At 63.3% G+C, this 16,702-nt stretch carries 14 protein-coding genes; 8 read left to right on the top strand and 6 right to left on the bottom strand.

Annotated features, from left to right (window positions below):
* Positions 1–4: 4 nt before the first annotated feature.
* The 4 genes from QM672_RS26400 to QM672_RS26385 form a co-directional block, all read right to left on the bottom strand.
* On the bottom strand, positions 5–955 hold the full coding sequence (locus QM672_RS26400; protein ID WP_394312232.1) for an ABC transporter permease: 951 nt from the start codon (positions 953–955) through the stop codon (positions 5–7).
* A 313-nt stretch (positions 956–1,268) separates the two neighbouring features.
* Entirely contained in the window at positions 1,269–2,912 is a 1,644-nt protein-coding gene (locus QM672_RS26395; protein WP_415086180.1) for an ABC transporter substrate-binding protein, read from the bottom strand.
* A gap of 50 nt (positions 2,913–2,962) precedes the next feature.
* Positions 2,963–3,946 (bottom strand): ATP-binding cassette domain-containing protein, encoded by a 984-nt coding sequence (locus tag QM672_RS26390; protein ID WP_311944505.1) that lies wholly within the window; start codon positions 3,944–3,946, stop codon positions 2,963–2,965.
* The gene (locus QM672_RS26385) at positions 3,943–4,938 is read right to left on the bottom strand and encodes an ABC transporter ATP-binding protein (RefSeq protein ID WP_415086177.1); all 996 of its coding nucleotides are present in this window, start codon (positions 4,936–4,938) and stop codon (positions 3,943–3,945) included. Before QM672_RS26385 ends, QM672_RS26390 begins: the two co-directional genes overlap by 4 nt.
* A 332-nt stretch (positions 4,939–5,270) precedes the next feature.
* On the opposite strand from QM672_RS26385, the gene QM672_RS26380 reads away from it, so the two are divergent.
* Positions 5,271–6,062, top strand: coding sequence for an aspartate/glutamate racemase family protein (locus QM672_RS26380; protein ID WP_415086175.1), 792 nt, complete (start codon positions 5,271–5,273; stop codon positions 6,060–6,062).
* Here QM672_RS26380 and QM672_RS26375 read toward each other — a convergent pair.
* The gene (locus tag QM672_RS26375; protein WP_415086173.1) at positions 6,009–6,734 is read right to left on the bottom strand and encodes a GntR family transcriptional regulator; all 726 of its coding nucleotides are present in this window, start codon (positions 6,732–6,734) and stop codon (positions 6,009–6,011) included. The genes QM672_RS26380 and QM672_RS26375 overlap by 54 nt on opposite strands.
* 127 nt (positions 6,735–6,861) lie before the next feature.
* Here QM672_RS26375 and QM672_RS26370 point away from each other — a divergent pair, with 127 nt between their 5' ends.
* From QM672_RS26370 to QM672_RS26340, 7 genes are all read left to right on the top strand, one after another.
* On the top strand, positions 6,862–7,881 hold the full coding sequence (locus tag QM672_RS26370; RefSeq protein ID WP_415086171.1) for an ABC transporter ATP-binding protein: 1,020 nt from the start codon (positions 6,862–6,864) through the stop codon (positions 7,879–7,881).
* A gap of 283 nt (positions 7,882–8,164) precedes the next feature.
* Positions 8,165–9,736 carry an ABC transporter substrate-binding protein gene (locus tag QM672_RS26365; RefSeq protein WP_311944510.1) on the top strand — a complete coding sequence of 524 codons (1,572 nt, stop codon included), beginning with the start codon at positions 8,165–8,167 and terminating at the stop codon, positions 9,734–9,736.
* A gap of 341 nt (positions 9,737–10,077) precedes the next feature.
* Positions 10,078–11,043, top strand: a complete 966-nt coding sequence (locus QM672_RS26360) for an ABC transporter permease (RefSeq protein ID WP_149249863.1) — start codon at positions 10,078–10,080, stop codon at positions 11,041–11,043.
* Positions 11,040–11,963: an ABC transporter permease gene (locus QM672_RS26355; RefSeq protein ID WP_311944512.1), complete on the top strand. Its 924-nt coding sequence runs from the start codon at positions 11,040–11,042 to the stop codon at positions 11,961–11,963. The genes QM672_RS26360 and QM672_RS26355 overlap by 4 nt, the downstream gene beginning before the upstream one ends.
* Before the next feature lie 15 nt (positions 11,964–11,978).
* Positions 11,979–13,178 (top strand): amidohydrolase family protein, encoded by a 1,200-nt coding sequence (locus QM672_RS26350; protein WP_311944513.1) that lies wholly within the window; start codon positions 11,979–11,981, stop codon positions 13,176–13,178.
* Positions 13,175–14,155, top strand: coding sequence for an ABC transporter ATP-binding protein (locus QM672_RS26345; RefSeq protein WP_415086168.1), 981 nt, complete (start codon positions 13,175–13,177; stop codon positions 14,153–14,155). The genes QM672_RS26350 and QM672_RS26345 overlap by 4 nt, the downstream gene beginning before the upstream one ends.
* Positions 14,156–14,561: 406 nt before the next feature.
* Positions 14,562–15,962 (top strand): alpha/beta hydrolase, encoded by a 1,401-nt coding sequence (locus tag QM672_RS26340; protein ID WP_415086166.1) that lies wholly within the window; start codon positions 14,562–14,564, stop codon positions 15,960–15,962.
* A gap of 129 nt (positions 15,963–16,091) precedes the next feature.
* On the opposite strand, the gene QM672_RS26335 is transcribed toward QM672_RS26340, so the two are convergent.
* On the bottom strand, positions 16,092–16,607 hold the full coding sequence (locus QM672_RS26335) for a hypothetical protein (RefSeq protein WP_311944517.1): 516 nt from the start codon (positions 16,605–16,607) through the stop codon (positions 16,092–16,094).
* Between the last annotated feature and the right edge of the window lie 95 nt (positions 16,608–16,702).

The following is a 16,702-nucleotide window of genomic DNA, read 5'->3' as shown; positions in this document are numbered from 1 at the left end:
AGCCTCACCGTTGCTTGGGATCGAGGGCGTGGACGACGACGTCCGAGACCAGATTGCCGAGGACGAAGACGATGGCGACGGCGAGCACGCAGCCCTGGATCACCGGCACGTCGCGCTGCATGATGGCGTCGAACAGGAGTTGGCCGACTCCGGGCCAGTTGAAGATGATCTCGGTGAAGATGACGCCGCCGAACAGATAGCCGATCTGCAGGCCGCCGATGCTGGCGAAGGTCGGCAGCGTGTTGCGCACGCCGTGGCGCAGCACGATCTGCCGGCGGCTGAGGCCGCGGGCGCGGGCGGCCAGGATATAGGGCTGGCCGAGAACGTCGAGCATGCGCGAACGGGTGACGCGGGTGACGACGGCGATGGAGGAGGCGGCGGTGGCGATTGCCGGCAGCACCATATGATGGAGCAGTTGCCCGAGGCCGCCGGGATCGATCATGTTGTACATGCCGGAGATCGGGAAGAGCTTCCATTTGAAGCCGAAGAAATAGAGCAGCACGATGCCGAGCCAGAACACCGGCAGCGAGGCCAGCACCAAAGTGAGGGCTACCACCGACTTGTCCGTCGGGCTGCGGAAGCGCGGGGCCGAGATCACACTGAGCCCGAAACCGCAGGCCAGCACGATCACGAGGCTGCCGGCCATCAGGATGAGCGAGTTGAGGATCTTGGGCAGCAGGATCTGCACCACCGGCAATTGCTGCGAGACGGAATTGCCGATGTCGCCATGCAGGAGGTGCCACAGCCAGCGCAGATATTGCAGGATCAGCGGCTGGTCGAGGCCGAGGCGCTGGCGCAGGGCTTCGAGCTGCGCTTCGGTGGCCATGCGCCCGAGCAGCGTCAGGGCGATGTCGCCGGGAATGAGCTGGAGCGACAGGAACACCACCAGCGTCACGCCGAGCAGCACCGGGATGGCATAGAGCAGCCGGTTGCCGGCAAAGGCGAAGATGGACATGGCAAAGCCCTTCATTGGCACATCTGGCCGTCCCCACCGAGCCTTCGGATTCACGCATCTCGACCCCGGACGGATGGAGCGCGGAGATCCTTCCCCGATTTCGGGGAAGGTGCCGGTGTGCAGCACCGGCGGATGGGGGAGAGTGGCGCGACATGGACCAATTGGCAGTCCTGAGCGCCACGCTACCCCACCCGAGCCGGCTTTGCCGGCCCACCCTCCCCGAAGCCGGGGAGGGATCGTTGCGCTTTGCTCGTCTCGGCGTCGATGCGCGAACACCGAAATCTCGGCGGCGGCGACTGGACGAAGGTTGTTGCTACTGCTTGGTGATGCCGGTGAGGTCGAACCAATGTTGCGGCGCCAGCACGAAGCCCTTCACTTCGGGCCTGGCTGCATAGACGGAGTCGGCCGTGTAATAGGAGGTGAAGGCCATGTCGGTGGCGATGGCGTCGCGCACCTCATGCAGCTTCTTGTCCATGGCCTCGGCCGAGGCGGAACCGCGGGCTTCCGACAGCAGCGTGTCGATCTTGGGGTTGTTATAATAGCCCGAATTGCAGCAGTTCGGCGGCAAGGCCGTGGTCGTCACCATCTGGTCGAGCCAGGCAAAGGTGCTTTCGCCCCAGGAGGCCGAGGTCAGGCCGGTGCCCTCGCGCATGCCCTTCGACATCATCTCCCAGAAGGTGTTGTTGTCGAACATCTCGATGCTGGCCTTGATGCCGATCTTCTCGAAATCACGCTGCAGCCATTCGGCGTCACCCTTGGTGTTGACGTCGGCGCCGGCACCGAAGGTCCAGTCCATTCGTGTGGTGAAGCCGTTGGGGTAACCGGCCTCGGCCAGCAGCTTCTTGGCGCCTTCGGGATCGTAGTTGCAGTCCTTGTAGCCGGGATCGAAGCCCGGACCGCCGGGATTGAGCACGCCGTAGGCCGGGCGCGCCAGGCCCTTGCGCTGGTACTTTGCCATGTCGTCGCGGTTGATCGCCATGCAGGCGGCCTTGCGCACGCGCACATCCTTGAAATGCTCGTCCTTGTGGTTGAGCCAGAGCACATAGATCATCGGGCTCTGGCCCGAGATGATCTGGATGCCCTGCTGCTTGAGGAAGTCGAGTGAATCGGGGGAGGGGGTGCCGATCACGTCCACCTCGCCGCCGACCAGCGCCAGTTCACGCGTGGCGACTTCGGGAATGCCCCTGAAGATGATCTGGTCGGCCTTGGGCTTGCGCGCCGGATCCCAGTAATTGTCGTTGCGGGCGATCACCAGCTTCTCGCCCACCACTCGCTCCACGAATTTGAAAGGGCCGGTGCCGATGGGATGCTGCTCGATCTTGTCGTTGCCATAGGTTTCGACAGCGGTGGGACTGATCATGCGCGGCGCACCGGAACCGCCGGCGGCCATGCGGCGCAGGAATTCGGCATTGGGCTGCTTGAGATTGATCTTGAAGGTATAGTCGTCGACCACCTCATAGCCGGCGAGGTCCTGCCACATCCAGCCCATCAGGCCAGGGGAGACGGGCTGGAAATATTTGAAATTCTTGTCCGTCATGCGGTCGAGATTGAACTTCGCCGCCTGGGCGTTCCAGGGCGTGCCGTCGTGGAACTGGACGCCCTTGCGCAGGTGGAAAGTATAGCTCTTGCCGTCGGGCGAGACGTCCCAGCTCTCGGCCAGGGCCGGCACGATCTTGGGCGCGATATCGGGGCCCTTGGTAAGGTCCTCCTCGACGAAGGTCTCGAACAGATGGCGCACGACCTTGAAGGTGTTCCAGGTGCGCGAGGCATGCGGGTCGAGGCGGCTGAAATCCGATTCCACCGCGAAGGTGATGGTATTGCCGGCCGCGAACGCCTGCGACGTGCCGAAGACCGCAAGACCGCCGGCGACCAGTGCCGCCGCCGTCACGCCGGCGCGCAGCAGGCCCTTCCAGGATCTGCGCGGTCTCGTTCGTTCCTTGCGATGTGTTGTCGTCATGATGGTTCCCCTCGTGATTTTTGATTGTCGTTGGGATGGTGTCTGGACGTTCAGGGCCCGCTATGGCGGAAACAGGCGACCCTCCTTTCGCCGGTGAGAGCCGTCAGTGCCGGTGCCGATCGGGTGCAGGGCTCGAAGCGTTCGGCGCAGTTGCCTGCATAGATGCAGCCCGATCCCGTGAGCCCGGCCGTGCCTTCCAGATCCTCGGCCCGCTCGGCCGCCTGTTCCCAGCGCGAGTCCTTGCGCAGATGCAGCACGGTGCCTAGGAAGTCGCGGGTGAAGGGATGAAGCGGCTCGGCATAGACCTGCTGGCTGCTGCCCTCTTCGAGCACGCAGCCGCGATACATCACCATGGTGCGGTCGCAGAACTGCTTGACGATCTTCAAATCGTGGGAAACGAACAGGAAGGTGAGATCGAGCTTCTTTCTCAGCTCCGCCAGGAGGTTGAGGATCTGGGCCTGGATCGAGACGTCGAGGGCCGAGACCGGCTCGTCCAGGAACAGGAATTCCGGCTCGAGCGCCAAGGCGCGGGCGATGGCGATGCGCTGGCACTGGCCCCCGCTATATTCGTGCGGATAGCGATAGGACTGGCGCGGATCGAGGCCGACGAGTTCGAGCAGTTCGTCGACGCGCCGGTTGGCGGCCACGGTCGCGACGCCGAAATTGAGCAGGGGCCGGGCGATGTTCTCAGCCACCGTGCGCCGCGGATTGAGCGATTGCAGCGGATCCTGGAAGACGATCTGCAGCCGGCGGCGATATTGCCGCATCTGCTCGCGCGAGAGGGCGCGCAGGTCGGTGCCGCCATAGCGCACTTCGCCGCTGTCGGGCTCGATGAGACGCAGGATGATGCGCCCGAGCGTCGACTTGCCCGATCCCGAGCCGCCGACGCAGCCCAGGATCTCGCCCTTGGCGATGGTCAGGCTGACATCGTTGACCGCCTTGGTGCTGGCGGCGGGCCGACGGAACAGGCCGCCCTTGCTGACGCTGAAGGTCTTGTTGACGGACCGCACCTCGATCAGGGCAGGGCGGGTCATTGCGGCCCTCCCGCAGCGGCGAGATGGCAGCGCACCATCCGGCCCGGGCCGGCCGCACGCCACTCCGGCAGCTTCTGGTGGCACAGTCCGATCGCCTGGTCGCAGCGCGGCGCGAAGCGGCATCCGGGCGGCGGCGCCAGCAAATTGGGCGGCTCGCCCTTGATGAAGGTCATGGTGTCGGCCGGGGCATCCGGATCGGGAATGGATCGGATCAGGGCCTTGGTATAGGGATGCAGCGGCTCGGCCAGGAGCTCGTCGATCTCGCCGGCCTCCTGGACATGGCCGCCATACATCACCAGCACTCGGGTGGCGATGGCGCGGACCACGCCGATATCATGGGTGATGATGACGATCGGCAGGCCGGTTTCGCGGCTGCGCTTCTTCAGGAGCAGCAGGATCTTGGCCTGGACCCCGACATCGAGGGCGGTGGTCGGCTCGTCGGCGATGAGGAGTTCGGGCTTGCAGGCCAGCACCATGGCCAGGCCGATGCGCTGGCACATGCCGCCACTGAGCTGGTGGGGATAGCTTGCCAGCACGCGCGGAATGTCGGGAAAGCCGACTTCCTGCAATGCCTTGGTCGCGGCGGCGCGGGCGCCCTTGCGGCCGAGGGCCGCGTCGTGGCGCAGCAATGTCTCCGTGAGCTGGGATTCGATGGTGAAGGAGGGGTCGAGCGAGGCGCGCGGGTTCTGGAAGATCATGCCGATGGTCTTGCCGCGAACCGTCTCCATCGCCGTCTCGTCGAGGCTGAGCAGGTCACGCTCATCGATCTCGATCGAGCCGCCGAGATAGCGCCCGGGCGGCGAGGTGATCAGCCGGATCAGCGAGAGGGCCGTCACGGTCTTGCCCGAGCCGGATTCGCCGATGATCGCCAGGATCTCGTTGCGATGGAGGTCGAAGTCGACGCCATCGACCGCCACCACCATGCCTGCCGGCGTGGCAAACCCGGTCTTGAGATTGCGCACCCTGAGGACGGGGTGGTTATCGCCATCCATCGACATCTCCCTTGCAGGCGGTTCTGTCGGATACGATTCAAAGCCTCACATGTATACAATTATGTGTCAACAATGAAATTCAATCTATGGATGTATTGCATCCGACGGGTCGAGCGCGCCGAATTCACGGACTTTCGCGCCGCGCTTCTTCCTGCCAAGCGGAGATCCCTGATCCGATCCGGCGCCAGAGGTTCGGCCGATCGCACTCATGCGCTGGACGGCGTGGGACTGTCGATGCGCATCAACGCCATTGACGCTCGTTGGAAATCACATAAAGATACAACATCGTATACAATACTAAGAACAAGATATTCCGCCACCTGAGGAAGCCCATGCGCATCAAGCTGATCAATCCCAACACCACGGCATCGATGACCGAGGCGATGCGTGTCAGTGCCTGCGCCGTGGCTGCGCCCGGCACCGAGATCGCCGCCGCGACCTCGCGCTCGGGGGCGGCTTCGATCGAGGGCCATTTCGATGAAGCCATGAGCGTCATCGGCCTGGTCGACGAAATCCGCGACGGGCCGCCGGCCGATGCCTATGTCATCGCCTGCTTCGGCGATCCCGGCCTGCTGGCGGCGCGCGAGATCACCGACGCTCCGGTGATCGGCATTGCCGAGGCGGCCATGCATGCGGCCGCCTTCGTGGCCACCGGCTTTTCCGTGGTCACCACGCTGGAGCGCACGCGCATCATCGCCGAGCATCTGGTGCGCAATTACGGCATGCAGCATCATTGCCGCCGCGTGCGGGCGACGGAACTGCCGGTGCTCGAACTCGAACAGCCGGGCACGCGGGCGCGTGACGTCATCCTGGCCGAATGCCTCAGAGCGCTGGAGGAGGACAAGGCCGGGGCGATCGTGCTCGGCTGCGCCGGCATGGCGGGCCTGGCCGACTATCTCGAGGACAGGCTGCAGATTCCGGTGATCGACGGCGTCTGCGCGGCGGTCAAATTCGCCGAGGCCCTGGTCGGCATGGGCCTCAAGACCTCCAAGCATGGTGATCTCGCTTACCCGCTTGCCAAGCCCTATGCTGGTAAGCTGGCCGCCTATGCGCCCGCCAGCTGGCGGGGGTCAGCCCAGCGGCCGGAAGAGCGATTTGAAGTCGATGCGGGCCGGAACGTCTGACAGGTCGACCTGGGCTTCGACATGGCGCAGATGGTGCTCCATGTTGCGGGCGGCATCCTCGCCATCGCGCTTGGCCAGCGCATCGACGATGCGCTTGTGTTCGTCATAGGCGCAGGGAACCGCGCCAGGGGATTCATAGAGGGCGATCACCAGCGAGGAGCGCGAGACGAGCTCATGCACGAAATCCTTGAGAACGTCATTGCCAGCCAGGGAGGCGAGTTCACGATGAAAGTCTCCCGAAAGCTGCAGCCGCCGGCGCTTGTCGCCCTGTTCCTGGGCCCGGGCCTCGGCTTCCACTGCGGCCCGCAGCCTGGTGATCTCCGCATCGGTGATGGTCGCGGCCAGGCGGCGGATCAGGATGCACTCGATCTCGCGTCGCGCCTCGAACACCTGCCGGGCCTCCTCCACCGAGGGCCGGGCCACGATCGCGCCTTTGTTGGGAATGAGCTCGACCAGCTTCTCGTGGGAGAGCTGCTGTAGGACCTTTCGGATCAGTGTGCGGCTGACGCCGAAGGCCGTGGCGAGCGCATCCTCCTGCAAGGGGGTCGCCGGGCGAAGCTGATGGTTGATGATGGCCGAATAGATCTCCGAATGGATCCGCTCATCGGCCCGTCCGCGGCGCTTGGGGGCAGCAGGCACTTGCTTGGCGAGAAGCCCGGACGATGGAGGCATGGTGTGGCCTTGCGATTTGACTCTAGGGAGGAAAACAAGTGTATTCTACATTGTATATTATCGAGTTGGAAACAACCTCTGTTGCGGCGGCCGCAGCCAAGGCGCGACGCCCTGATTGCGAGGCGGCATGACCAGCGCGCACGATGAAGCAGGCAGGGCGACGTCGTTGCCTCCGCCGGTGCTGGAAGTCCGGGGCCTGCGCATCGAATTTCCGGTGCGTACCGGTACGCTGGTCGCCATCGACAATGTCTCCTTCGATATCGCACCGGGCGAGATCCTCGGGGTGGTCGGTGAATCGGGCGCGGGCAAGTCGATGACCGGCAATGCCCTGATCGGGCTCCTGCAAGCGCCGGGGCGTATTGCGGCCGGCAGTATCCATCTGAGTGGCGAGCGCATCGACAACCTTCCTCCCCATCGTCAGCGCTTGATCCGCGGTCGTCGCATCGGCGCCATTTTCCAGGATCCGTTGACGAGCCTCGATCCGCTGTTCACCGTCGGGCGCCAGCTGACCGAAACCATCCGCACCCATTTTCCGGCCCTCGGTCGCGAGGAGGCTCGCAGCCAAGCGATCCGCCTCCTCACCGAAGTTGGAATCGCCGATCCCGTCAATCGTTTCGAGCAATATCCCCACCAGTTTTCGGGCGGCATGCGCCAGCGTATCGTGATTGCCCTGGCGCTGGCGGGGGAACCGGAGCTGATTATCGCCGACGAGCCGACGACGGCGCTCGATGTCTCGATCCAGGCCCAGATCCTCGCTTTGCTGAAGCGCCTGGCGCGGGAGAAGAACACGGCCATCATGCTGGTGACCCACGATATGGGGGTGATTGCCGAGATCGCCGACCGGGTAGCGGTGATGTATGCCGGCCGCGTGGTGGAGATCGGCCCGGTGGAGGCCGTAGTGCAGCGGCCGAGCCATCCCTATGCAGCCGGCCTGATGGCTTCGATTCCCTCGTTGGGCCGCCAGGTCGAGCGTCTGGCCCAGATCGACGGGGCGATGCCGCGCCTGGGCAACTGGCCGAAAGGCTGCGCCTTCCATCCGCGCTGCCGGCAAAACGGGCCGCGCTGCCAGGCCGAGAGTCCCCGGCTCGCCAGTGCAGGCGCCACCACGGCAGCCTGTTTCTTGCATCAAGGCGGTACGACGCTCTGACGATCGCGAGGGAATGCTGTTTCCCGCGTCGTCGAAACTCGTCTCCAACGTCGTCGTACAAGATTGTATACTCTATATAGTACAAATTTGTAGACGGCTGTTGCCGCTTATGGAATGATCGCAGTGGCCGATCTGAGGATGGGCAGGGGAATGGATCGTCTGCGGCGAACGGTGTCACCGACCGTCCGACAAGCAGCCGGTCGCTTGGTGACGAAGCGCGAGACAACAACAAAGCCGCGCCGTCGTGACCGCTGACGAAGGACCGTTTAACCGGGAGATATCCGTGAAGACCTATTTGAAGATCCTGCTGATCGCTTCGTGCGCCGTGCTGGCCACGGGAGCAGCCAGCGCCAAGACGCTGCGCTTCGCCGAAGCCCAGGAAATCAGTTCCATGGACCCGCATGCGGCGCGAGACGACTTCACGCTCAGCCTGCTCAGCAATGTCTATGAAGGATTGGTGCGCTGGAATAAAGACCTCAAGCTCGAGCCGGCTTTGGCCGAGAGCTGGGAGGCCGTTTCGGACACCGAGTGGCGGTTCCATCTGCGCAAGGGCGTCAAGTTCCACAATGGCGACCCCTTCACGGCCGATGACGTGATCTTCTCCTTCGAGCGGGCGGGCGCGCCGGGCTCACCCTTCGCCGGCCTGCTTGAGCCGATCGCCAAGATCACCAAGGTCGACGACCATACGGTGACGGTGACGCTCAAGCGCAAATATGCGCTGCTGCTCAACGATTTCGCCGGCTGGTACATCCTGGACAAGAAGTTCCAGGAATCGGTCGGTGCCACCAAGCCGATCGACCTGTCCTCCAACACCGGCGGCGCCATGACCACCCAGGGCATCGGCACCGGGCCGTTCAAGCTGGCTTCGCGCCAGCCCGATATCCGCACCGTGCTGGTCAAGAACGAGGACTGGTGGGACAAGCCCCAGCACAATCTCGACGAGATCGTCTACACGCCGATCACCAATGCCGCCACCCGCGTCGCCGCCCTCTTGTCGGGAGAGGTCGACTTCATCCGCAATGCACCCCCACAGGACGTGGACCGCATCGCATCGACACCCGGCATGAAGATCATGCGCGCGCCGCATCTGCGCTCGATCTTCTTCGGCATGGACCAGCAGAGCAAGACGCTGCCGGGCAGTGGGGTCGAGGGCAATCCGCTTGCGGATGTCAGGGTGCGCAAGGCCATCTACCAGGCCATCGATATCGAAGGCATCAAGCGCAGCATCATGCGCGGCAATTCGCGCCCGACGGCCGTGCCGCTCGCGCCCGAGCTGCCCTTCTACGACGCCAGCCTGGACGTTCGCTTCCCCTATGACGTGGCGGCCGCCAAGGCCCTGCTGGCGGAAGCGGGCTATGCCAAGGGCTTTACCCTGCCGATGGATTGCCCGGCCGGCTCCTTCATCAATGACGAAAGGATCTGCCAGGCCACCGTCGGCATGCTCGCCAAGATCGGCATCAAGGTCCAGTTGACCATGCACACGCCGGTCCAGACCGATACCGAACTGCCGGCCGGCAAATATTCCTTCTACATGCTCGGTTGGGCCGGCCTGCCCTCGATCGATGCCTACAACATCATGTCGGCGACGATCCATACGCCGACCGGAGATCTGGGCACCTGGAACCCCAAGGGCTATTCCAACCCCAAGGTCGACAAGCTGATCGAGCAGATCGGTACCGAATATGATCCGGCCAAGCGCCAGGCCATGATCTCGGAAGTGGTGAAGATCCACCGCGACGAAGTCGGCAAGATCATGCTGCACCAGCAGTTCCTGACCTGGGGCATGAGCGACAAGGTCAATGCCGTGGTGCCCGCCGACGAGTATACGCGCTTCTGGTACTACACCATGAACTGAGGCGCGCGAGGGCAGGCGCCTGCCGCATCTGCTCCGGCCTTCGCTTTGCCGCATGATGTTTTTTCCGGGTCCCCCGAAACTGTCCGGCATCATGCGCAAACGGAGGGGCGGTATCTCCCACCGCCCCTCCGCAAGTTCCGAGCCGTGCTGACGAGGTAGCGCCGCACCTCAACCTACCTCGCCCGGCTCTTGCGGGGAGAGGGTAGGGGTGAGGGGCAGCACAATCCGGATTCACTACCGTTGGGCCGCAGACTTCGTCCAATTTTTCGCATTGATGCATCTTCCTCATCGAAGAGCCGATGGGCTCTTCCGGAAAATGCGCCAGGGATCGAGAGACCCTCATGATCTCCATGCTCGCAACTCGTCTCACCAGCGTCATCCTGGTCATGCTGGTCGTCACCGGGTTGTCCTTCTGCATCTTCAACTTCCTCGGCGACCCCGTGAACAACGTGCTCGGCGTCAATGCAACGCTGGCGCAGCGCGAGGAATTGCGGGCCGCCCTCGGCCTCGACCAGCCGACGATCGTGCAGTTCTGGCGTTTCGTCGAACGGGCCGTGGTCGGCGATTTCGGCGTTTCCTACCGCAACAGGCAGCCCGTCCTCGACCTTATCCTCACCCGCCTGCCGGCGACGCTGGAGCTGGTCTTCGCGGCGACCCTGACCGCCCTGCTGGTCGGCATTCCCATGGGGGTCTACACGGCCTTGAGGCCGCGCGGCTGGTTGAGCCGCCTGTTTCAGATGGGCTCGCTTCTCGGCATTTCCATGCCGCAATTCCTGATCGGCATGCTGCTGATCCTGGTCTTTTCGGTGGAGCTGCGCTGGCTGTCGGCCTTCGGGCGCGGCGACACGGTGCGGATCGGCTGGTGGACCACCGGCTTCCTCACCGTGAGCGGCCTCAAGGCCCTGATCATGCCCACCATCACGCTCGCCGTCTTCCAGGTCTCGATGATCATGCGCCTGATCCGCGGCGAGATGCTGGAGGTGCTGCGCTCCGATTTCATCAAGTTCGCCCGGGCACGCGGCCTGTCGGACCGGGCGGTGCATCTCACCCATGCGCTACGAAACAGTCTGTTGCCGGTGATCACCATCGTCGGCCTGCAGATCGGCTCGCTGATCGCCTTCGCCATCGTGGTCGAGGCAGTGTTCCAATGGCCCGGCATGGGCCTCCTGATCCTGCAGGCGATCGAGTTCGCCGACTTTCCGGTGATGGCGGCCTATCTCGCCTTCGTCGGCTTCAGCTTCGTGCTGATCAATTTGATCGTCGACCTGACCTATCTGCTGGTCGATCCGAGATTGAGGGTGAAATGAGCCAACTTGCCGCCATCGTCAGAAGCGTGGCTGCCAGCGAACTCGCCTGGCGCTTTCGGACCTCGCCTGCCGTCATCATAGCCACGATCATCTTCGGCCTTCTGGTGCTATGCGCGGTCTTCGCCAACCTGATCGCACCGCATGATCCCTTCGATCCGGCCACCCTCGACATCATGGATGCGCGCCTGCCACCGGTCTGGTCGGAAGGAGGGAGCGCGCGTTATCTGCTCGGCACCGACGAGCAGGGGCGCGACATCCTGTCGGCGATCTTCTACGGCATGCGCATCTCCCTCCTGGTCGGCGTCGCGGCCGTGCTGTTCTCGGTGACGCTGGGCGTACTGCTCGGCCTGCTCGCCGGCTATTTCGGGGGCTGGGTCGATGCCGTGATCATGCGCCTGGGCGATGTGCAGCTCTCCTTTCCCACCATCATGATCGCCTTCTTCATCGATGGCGTCGCCAAGATCGTGATGCCGGCGGCGCTGCGCGAGGACATGCGCTTCTACGTGGTGATCCTTGCCATCGGCGTCGCCGATTGGGTGCAATTCGCCCGCACCGTCCGCGCTACCACCATGATCGAGCGGCGCAAGGACTATGTCGCCGCCGCGCGGATCTCCAAGGTATCGAGCTTCAGGATCGTGCTCTCCCATATCCTGCCCAACACGATCGGGCCGGTGCTGGTGCTCGCCACGCTGGGCCTCGGCGTCGCCATCCTCACCGAGGCGATCCTGTCCTTCCTCGGGCTCGGCATGCCGCCATCCCAGCCCTCGCTCGGTACGTTGATCCGCGCCGGAAACGACCTCCTGCTGTCCGGCGAATGGTGGATTTCGCTGTTCCCCGGCGCAGCGCTCGTCCTGCTCGTCCTTTCCGTCAACATCGTCGGCGACTGGCTGCGCGATGTCCTCAATCCCCGTCTTCGTTGATGCCCGAGTTGTGAAATGACCGATCTTCTTCTCGCCAATATCCGCCCGGACGCCAGGCAAAGCGCCGACATCCTGATCCGCGGCGGCCGGATCGCCGCCATCGGCCGCGATCTCGACCGGCCCGAGGGTGTGCCGGTGGTCGACGGCAAGGGGGCCATCGCCATCGCGCCCTTTGTCGAGGCGCATGTCCATCTCGACAAGATACTGTGGGGCCTGCCCTGGCACTCCATCAACGTGCCGCCATCGCTCCGGGCGATGATCGACAACGAGGTCGCCATCCGCAAGGATCTGCCCTGGGGCGTGCCCGAGCGTGCCGGCAATCTGATGCGGCGCTGCGTGGAAATGGGCTCGACCCATATCCGCAGCCATGTCGATATCTCTACCGGCTACAAGCTCGACAATCTCCATGGTGTCCTGGAAGCCTGGGAGAAAGTGAAGCATGCCGTCGGCCTCGAACTCGTCGCCTTTCCCCAGACCGGCCTGATGATCGACCCCGGCACCGCGGAACTGATGGAGGCAGCTCTGGACGAAGGCGCTTCCGTCATCGGCGGTATCGACCCTGCCACCATCGACGCCGACCCCAAGGGCCATCTCGACACCATCTTCGGCATCGCCAGCCGGAAGGGTGCCAAGATCGACATCCATCTGCACGAGCCGGGGGAGCTCGGCTTGTTCGAGCTCGGCATGATCGCCGAGCGCACGCGGGCGCTGGGCATGCAGGGGCGGGTGGTCGTCAGCCATGCCTTCTGCCTTGGCGACGGCCCGGCGCACAAGGTGCAGCGCATGATCGACGTGCTGGCCGAAGCGGGGATCGGCATCATTTCCGCCGTGCCGGGCGAGATCGGCTTCCCGCCGATGTTCGAGCTCGCCGCGCGCGGCGTGCGCTGTGCCGTCGCCTCGGATTCCCTGCGTGACACCTGGAACCCGCACGGCGACGGCGACATGCTCGACCGCTGCTGGCTCCTGGCCTACCGCACCCATTGCCGCACCGATGCGGAGCTGCTCAGGGCCCTCGACATGGGCACGCGCCGCGGCGCCGACCTGCTCGGCCTGGAAGGCTATGGGCTCGAGGTGGGCTGCGAGGGCAGCCTCGTCCTGATCGCGGGCGAGAACCTGGCGCAGATCCTGGTGGATCGTCCGGCGCGCGCACTCGTGGTGAAGCGGGGCCGGGTGGTGGCCGCCGACAATCAATGGATCGACGGCGAGGTGCCATGAAGCAGGACAACGCCGCCGCGCTGGTCGAGGTCACCGATCTCTCCAAGATCTTCGACGTCTCCGCGCCCTTCCTGCAGCGCGTCGTCACCCACGCCGGCCGCAAGCTGGTGCGGGCCGTCGACGGCGTGAGCTTTTCGATCCCGCGGGGCACCACCTTCTCGATCGTGGGCGAGTCCGGCTGCGGCAAATCCACCATCACCCGCCTGATCGCCGGGCTGGAGGCGCCGAGCGAGGGCCGCATCGACTTCGTCGGCCAGGGCGGCAAGCCGGTACACTTGCAGATGGTGTTCCAGGATCCGGTCGGCAGCCTTAATCCGCGCTGGCGCATCGGGCGCAGCATCGCCGAGCCGATGCGGCATCTGCCGCGGGCCGAGCGCCGTGCCCGGGTCGGTGCCCTGCTGTCGACCGTCGGGCTGGCGCCCGGTGACGGCACCAAATATCCGCATGAGTTCTCCGGCGGCCAGCGCCAGCGCATCTCCATTGCCCGCGCCTTGGCTGCCGAGGCCGAATTGCTGCTTCTGGACGAGCCGACCTCCGCTCTCGACGTCTCGGTCCAGGCGCAGGTGCTCAACCTGCTCAAGGACCTACAGCAGCGCCTCGGCCTGACCTACCTGTTCATCAGCCATAATCTGTCGGTGGTGCGCTTCCTGACCGACCGCATCGGCGTGATGTATCTCGGCCGCCTGGTGGAGGAGGGGCCGGGCCGCACCGTGTTCGACAGGCCGCGCCATCCCTATACGCGGCTGCTGCTCGAGACGATCCCTGATATCGAAAACCCCAACCGCGACCGGGCTCCCCTGGCCGGCGACCTGCCGAGCCCGCTCAATCCTCCGCCGGGCTGCGCCTTCCATCCGCGCTGCCCGCTGGCCATGGAGATCTGCAAGCGCGAGCGGCCTGAGATGCGCATGGTCGAAAGCGACGTGCGCGTCGCCTGCCATGCGATCGATGTCGGTAGCGGGCAGCCGGCACAGGTTTGAAGCGCAGCGTGTTTGGCGGCGCTCCCAAAACGCAAGGGCGGCGGACCGTCAGCATGCCCCTGGTGGGATCCTGATCGTCATGTTCCTGCCGGTTCCAGCGATATCGCGATCCACAGCGGGCCGGTACCCCGCCACGCCTAAGCCCTCATCGACTTTTCGGGTGTTGCCAATACGGGTCGGGACGACGTCACGAACGGTGGGGGTGCTGGGATTGGCACGGTAGATCCCGATTCACGACCTATTCCTGTATTTGGTGCGATGGAGACGCCGTTTCCGCCGGCGAGTCCGGGACCTCAAACAATCGCAGCCGAGCAAAAGGAAACTGGCGCAGTCCCCGGGGGAATAGTCCTCCACGCAGAACCTGCGCAACAATCAGGCCATGACATCTTGAGAAGGAACAGGTCTCATGAGCAATCCTGCAATCGGTGCGATAGGTGGTGCTCTCCCATCATCCAGGCCGGATTCTTCTGTCGCCCTGTCGCATCAGGTATCGTTCGACGCGGCTCTCGATGAAGCAAGGACGTCGGTATCCAAGACGTCCGCTCCGAAGAAAACCTTCGCCTACGCCAACACGCCGATCCACCAAAGGCCGATCAGCGAGCCTGAGCCGGATCACACAACCGTGCTTCCCGAAGGCAGCGATCCGTCGGTGGTGTCATCATGGTGGGGCACTCTGTCCACTGAGACGCGCCAGGATCTGATCGCCAATCACACCGACGAGCTTGGAAAGCTCAGAGGTTTGCCGGCCGAGGACATCGACAAGATAAACAGGAAGCGCGTCAATCTGGATATTGCCAGGGACCAGGAAAGACTTTGGGAAATCCCTAACGAAATTCAAGCGCTGAAAAATGCCATGCCGAGTGGGGAGGCAGGAAGAGACGGAGTAAACTATCAGGAGAAGATCCGGGCGTTGAAAGATGAGCAAAGCCGCCTGAGAGGTGAACTTTCAATTGCCAAAAAAATCCACATTCAGATGGAGATGCTCGATTCACAAGGAGGATCGGAGGCCTATCTTCTTACATATGATCCTGCAGATGATGGACGATTTGCCGTAGCCTTGGGAAATCCTGATACAGCTCACAATATAGGTGTTCTCGTTCCCGGCGTCAGTCATGACGCCAAAAAAGAAGATGGGATCGGATCTCAGTTCCCGACTGTGACGCAGGGCCTCTCTCTCTTTCACCAGATGAATTTCGAGGGACAACCTAACGCTAAAAATTCCATCATTGTCTGGATGGGGGCGGATATGCCCGACAATATTCCTGCAGGCATAAATGGAACTTACGGCGATAGTCGTCATGGCGCGCAAGCGCTAAAAGAGGATGTCACCGGATACGAAGTGGCGAGGACGAATCCCCATAGTCACATCACTCTTATTGGACACAGCTATGGGTCTTATATGGCGAGTGTAGCCATTCATGAAAATGGTCTTCGTGTTGACGATCTTGTCGTAGTTGGCTCGCCTGGAGTGGACGGGACCAATGCAACCGAGCTTGGTTCGCAGGGACATGTCTGGGCAGCGCGTGCCAAGGGAGATGACGTGGTGCCTCAGGGGTGGCTCGCCGATAGTGAGCCGACCGACAGGAACTTCGGTGCCATAACTTTCTCAACTGAAGGGGCTGAGGGCCATGGTGCATATCTGGACAACGGAACGCAGTCATTAGTGAATATCGCCAGGATCTCGACAGGAAAAACAGGCGATGTTGTAACTCGCGTACCCGATGAATACGGTACGATATTTTTTAAAGACAATGCGGACATAACCAGGCAGTGGAAGACGTCTCAGGTATTTCAAGTATTGAAGTGATTCGATCTTCTTGTTGGGAAGCGCCGCGTGCGGACAGAATGAGTTGCCGCCGCCTTCTGTTTGCCAATGCTGTATGATGGCTGCTCGCCAAGCTGAATTGGGTGTGGTCTGGCGTAGCGTCATCCGTGTTCAGTGGTTCGCGGAGAAGGCCTGAGTTGCCTGCGGCTGGCGACGTGCCAGCATATAGAATGCGGCAACATGCGTGATCATCAGCAGGGGTACGTAGAGCATCGGGATCGCGTAGGCGGCGCCCAACGCCCCGGCGAGATCCGGAAGGCCGAGCTGGTTGCCGTGATAATAGTCGACGATGATGTCGATTGTTCCCGCGACGTTGAAGGCGACCACGAAGCTCCAGAACAGCGGGCGTATCCTGACCATCACAAGGGCCAGCATGGCCAGCAAGCCGGTGGCGAAGTCGCCATAGGCGGCGAACTCGGCAAAGCCGCTGGGCAGATTGGGACCGACCACACCCGGAACGAGGAAGACGAGCCCGAAAAACCGAAAGCTGTGCAGGGTTGCGATGGCACGTTGCGCCTCGACCCTGTCCATCGACCGAAGCCTCGGCCAGCCATAGGCACCGAAACATAGCAGCCATGGCACATAGCCCAATACCAGATGCAGCAGGAAGATGGTTGCCGGCGACATGTGGAGCCCTCTCACGGGTTGACGCGATTGCCCGGCCTTCGGGCCGGAACGCTTCGAAAACGCCCCTCAAACTATGCTCCCTTTCGATGAGCGCA

Origin of the sequence: Labrys sp. (in: a-proteobacteria) (assembly GCF_047605565.1) — a bacterium.
GTDB classification, from domain to species: Bacteria; Pseudomonadota; Alphaproteobacteria; order Rhizobiales; family Labraceae; genus Labrys; species Labrys neptuniae.
The sequence above is the reverse complement of the archived record's forward strand: the minus strand, read 5'-3'. Positions and strand labels throughout refer to the sequence as shown.

What these genes read in the sequence shown, in the direction of transcription:
- QM672_RS26400 (WP_394312232.1), bottom strand. Translation starts at nt 955, where the DNA reads ATGTCCATCTTCGCCTTTGCCGGCAACCGGCTGCTCTATGCCATCCCG.
- QM672_RS26395 (WP_415086180.1), bottom strand. Translation starts at nt 2,912, where the DNA reads ATGACGACAACACATCGCAAGGAACGAACGAGACCGCGCAGATCCTGG.
- QM672_RS26390 (WP_311944505.1), bottom strand. Translation starts at nt 3,946, where the DNA reads ATGACCCGCCCTGCCCTGATCGAGGTGCGGTCCGTCAACAAGACCTTC.
- QM672_RS26385 (WP_415086177.1), bottom strand. Translation starts at nt 4,938, where the DNA reads ATGGATGGCGATAACCACCCCGTCCTCAGGGTGCGCAATCTCAAGACC.
- QM672_RS26380 (WP_415086175.1), top strand. Translation starts at nt 5,271, where the DNA reads ATGCGCATCAAGCTGATCAATCCCAACACCACGGCATCGATGACCGAG.
- QM672_RS26375 (WP_415086173.1), bottom strand. Translation starts at nt 6,734, where the DNA reads ATGCCTCCATCGTCCGGGCTTCTCGCCAAGCAAGTGCCTGCTGCCCCC.
- QM672_RS26370 (WP_415086171.1), top strand. Translation starts at nt 6,862, where the DNA reads ATGACCAGCGCGCACGATGAAGCAGGCAGGGCGACGTCGTTGCCTCCG.
- QM672_RS26360 (WP_149249863.1), top strand. Translation starts at nt 10,078, where the DNA reads ATGATCTCCATGCTCGCAACTCGTCTCACCAGCGTCATCCTGGTCATG.
- QM672_RS26355 (WP_311944512.1), top strand. Translation starts at nt 11,040, where the DNA reads ATGAGCCAACTTGCCGCCATCGTCAGAAGCGTGGCTGCCAGCGAACTC.
- QM672_RS26350 (WP_311944513.1), top strand. Translation starts at nt 11,979, where the DNA reads ATGACCGATCTTCTTCTCGCCAATATCCGCCCGGACGCCAGGCAAAGC.
- QM672_RS26345 (WP_415086168.1), top strand. Translation starts at nt 13,175, where the DNA reads ATGAAGCAGGACAACGCCGCCGCGCTGGTCGAGGTCACCGATCTCTCC.
- QM672_RS26340 (WP_415086166.1), top strand. Translation starts at nt 14,562, where the DNA reads ATGAGCAATCCTGCAATCGGTGCGATAGGTGGTGCTCTCCCATCATCC.
- QM672_RS26335 (WP_311944517.1), bottom strand. Translation starts at nt 16,607, where the DNA reads ATGTCGCCGGCAACCATCTTCCTGCTGCATCTGGTATTGGGCTATGTG.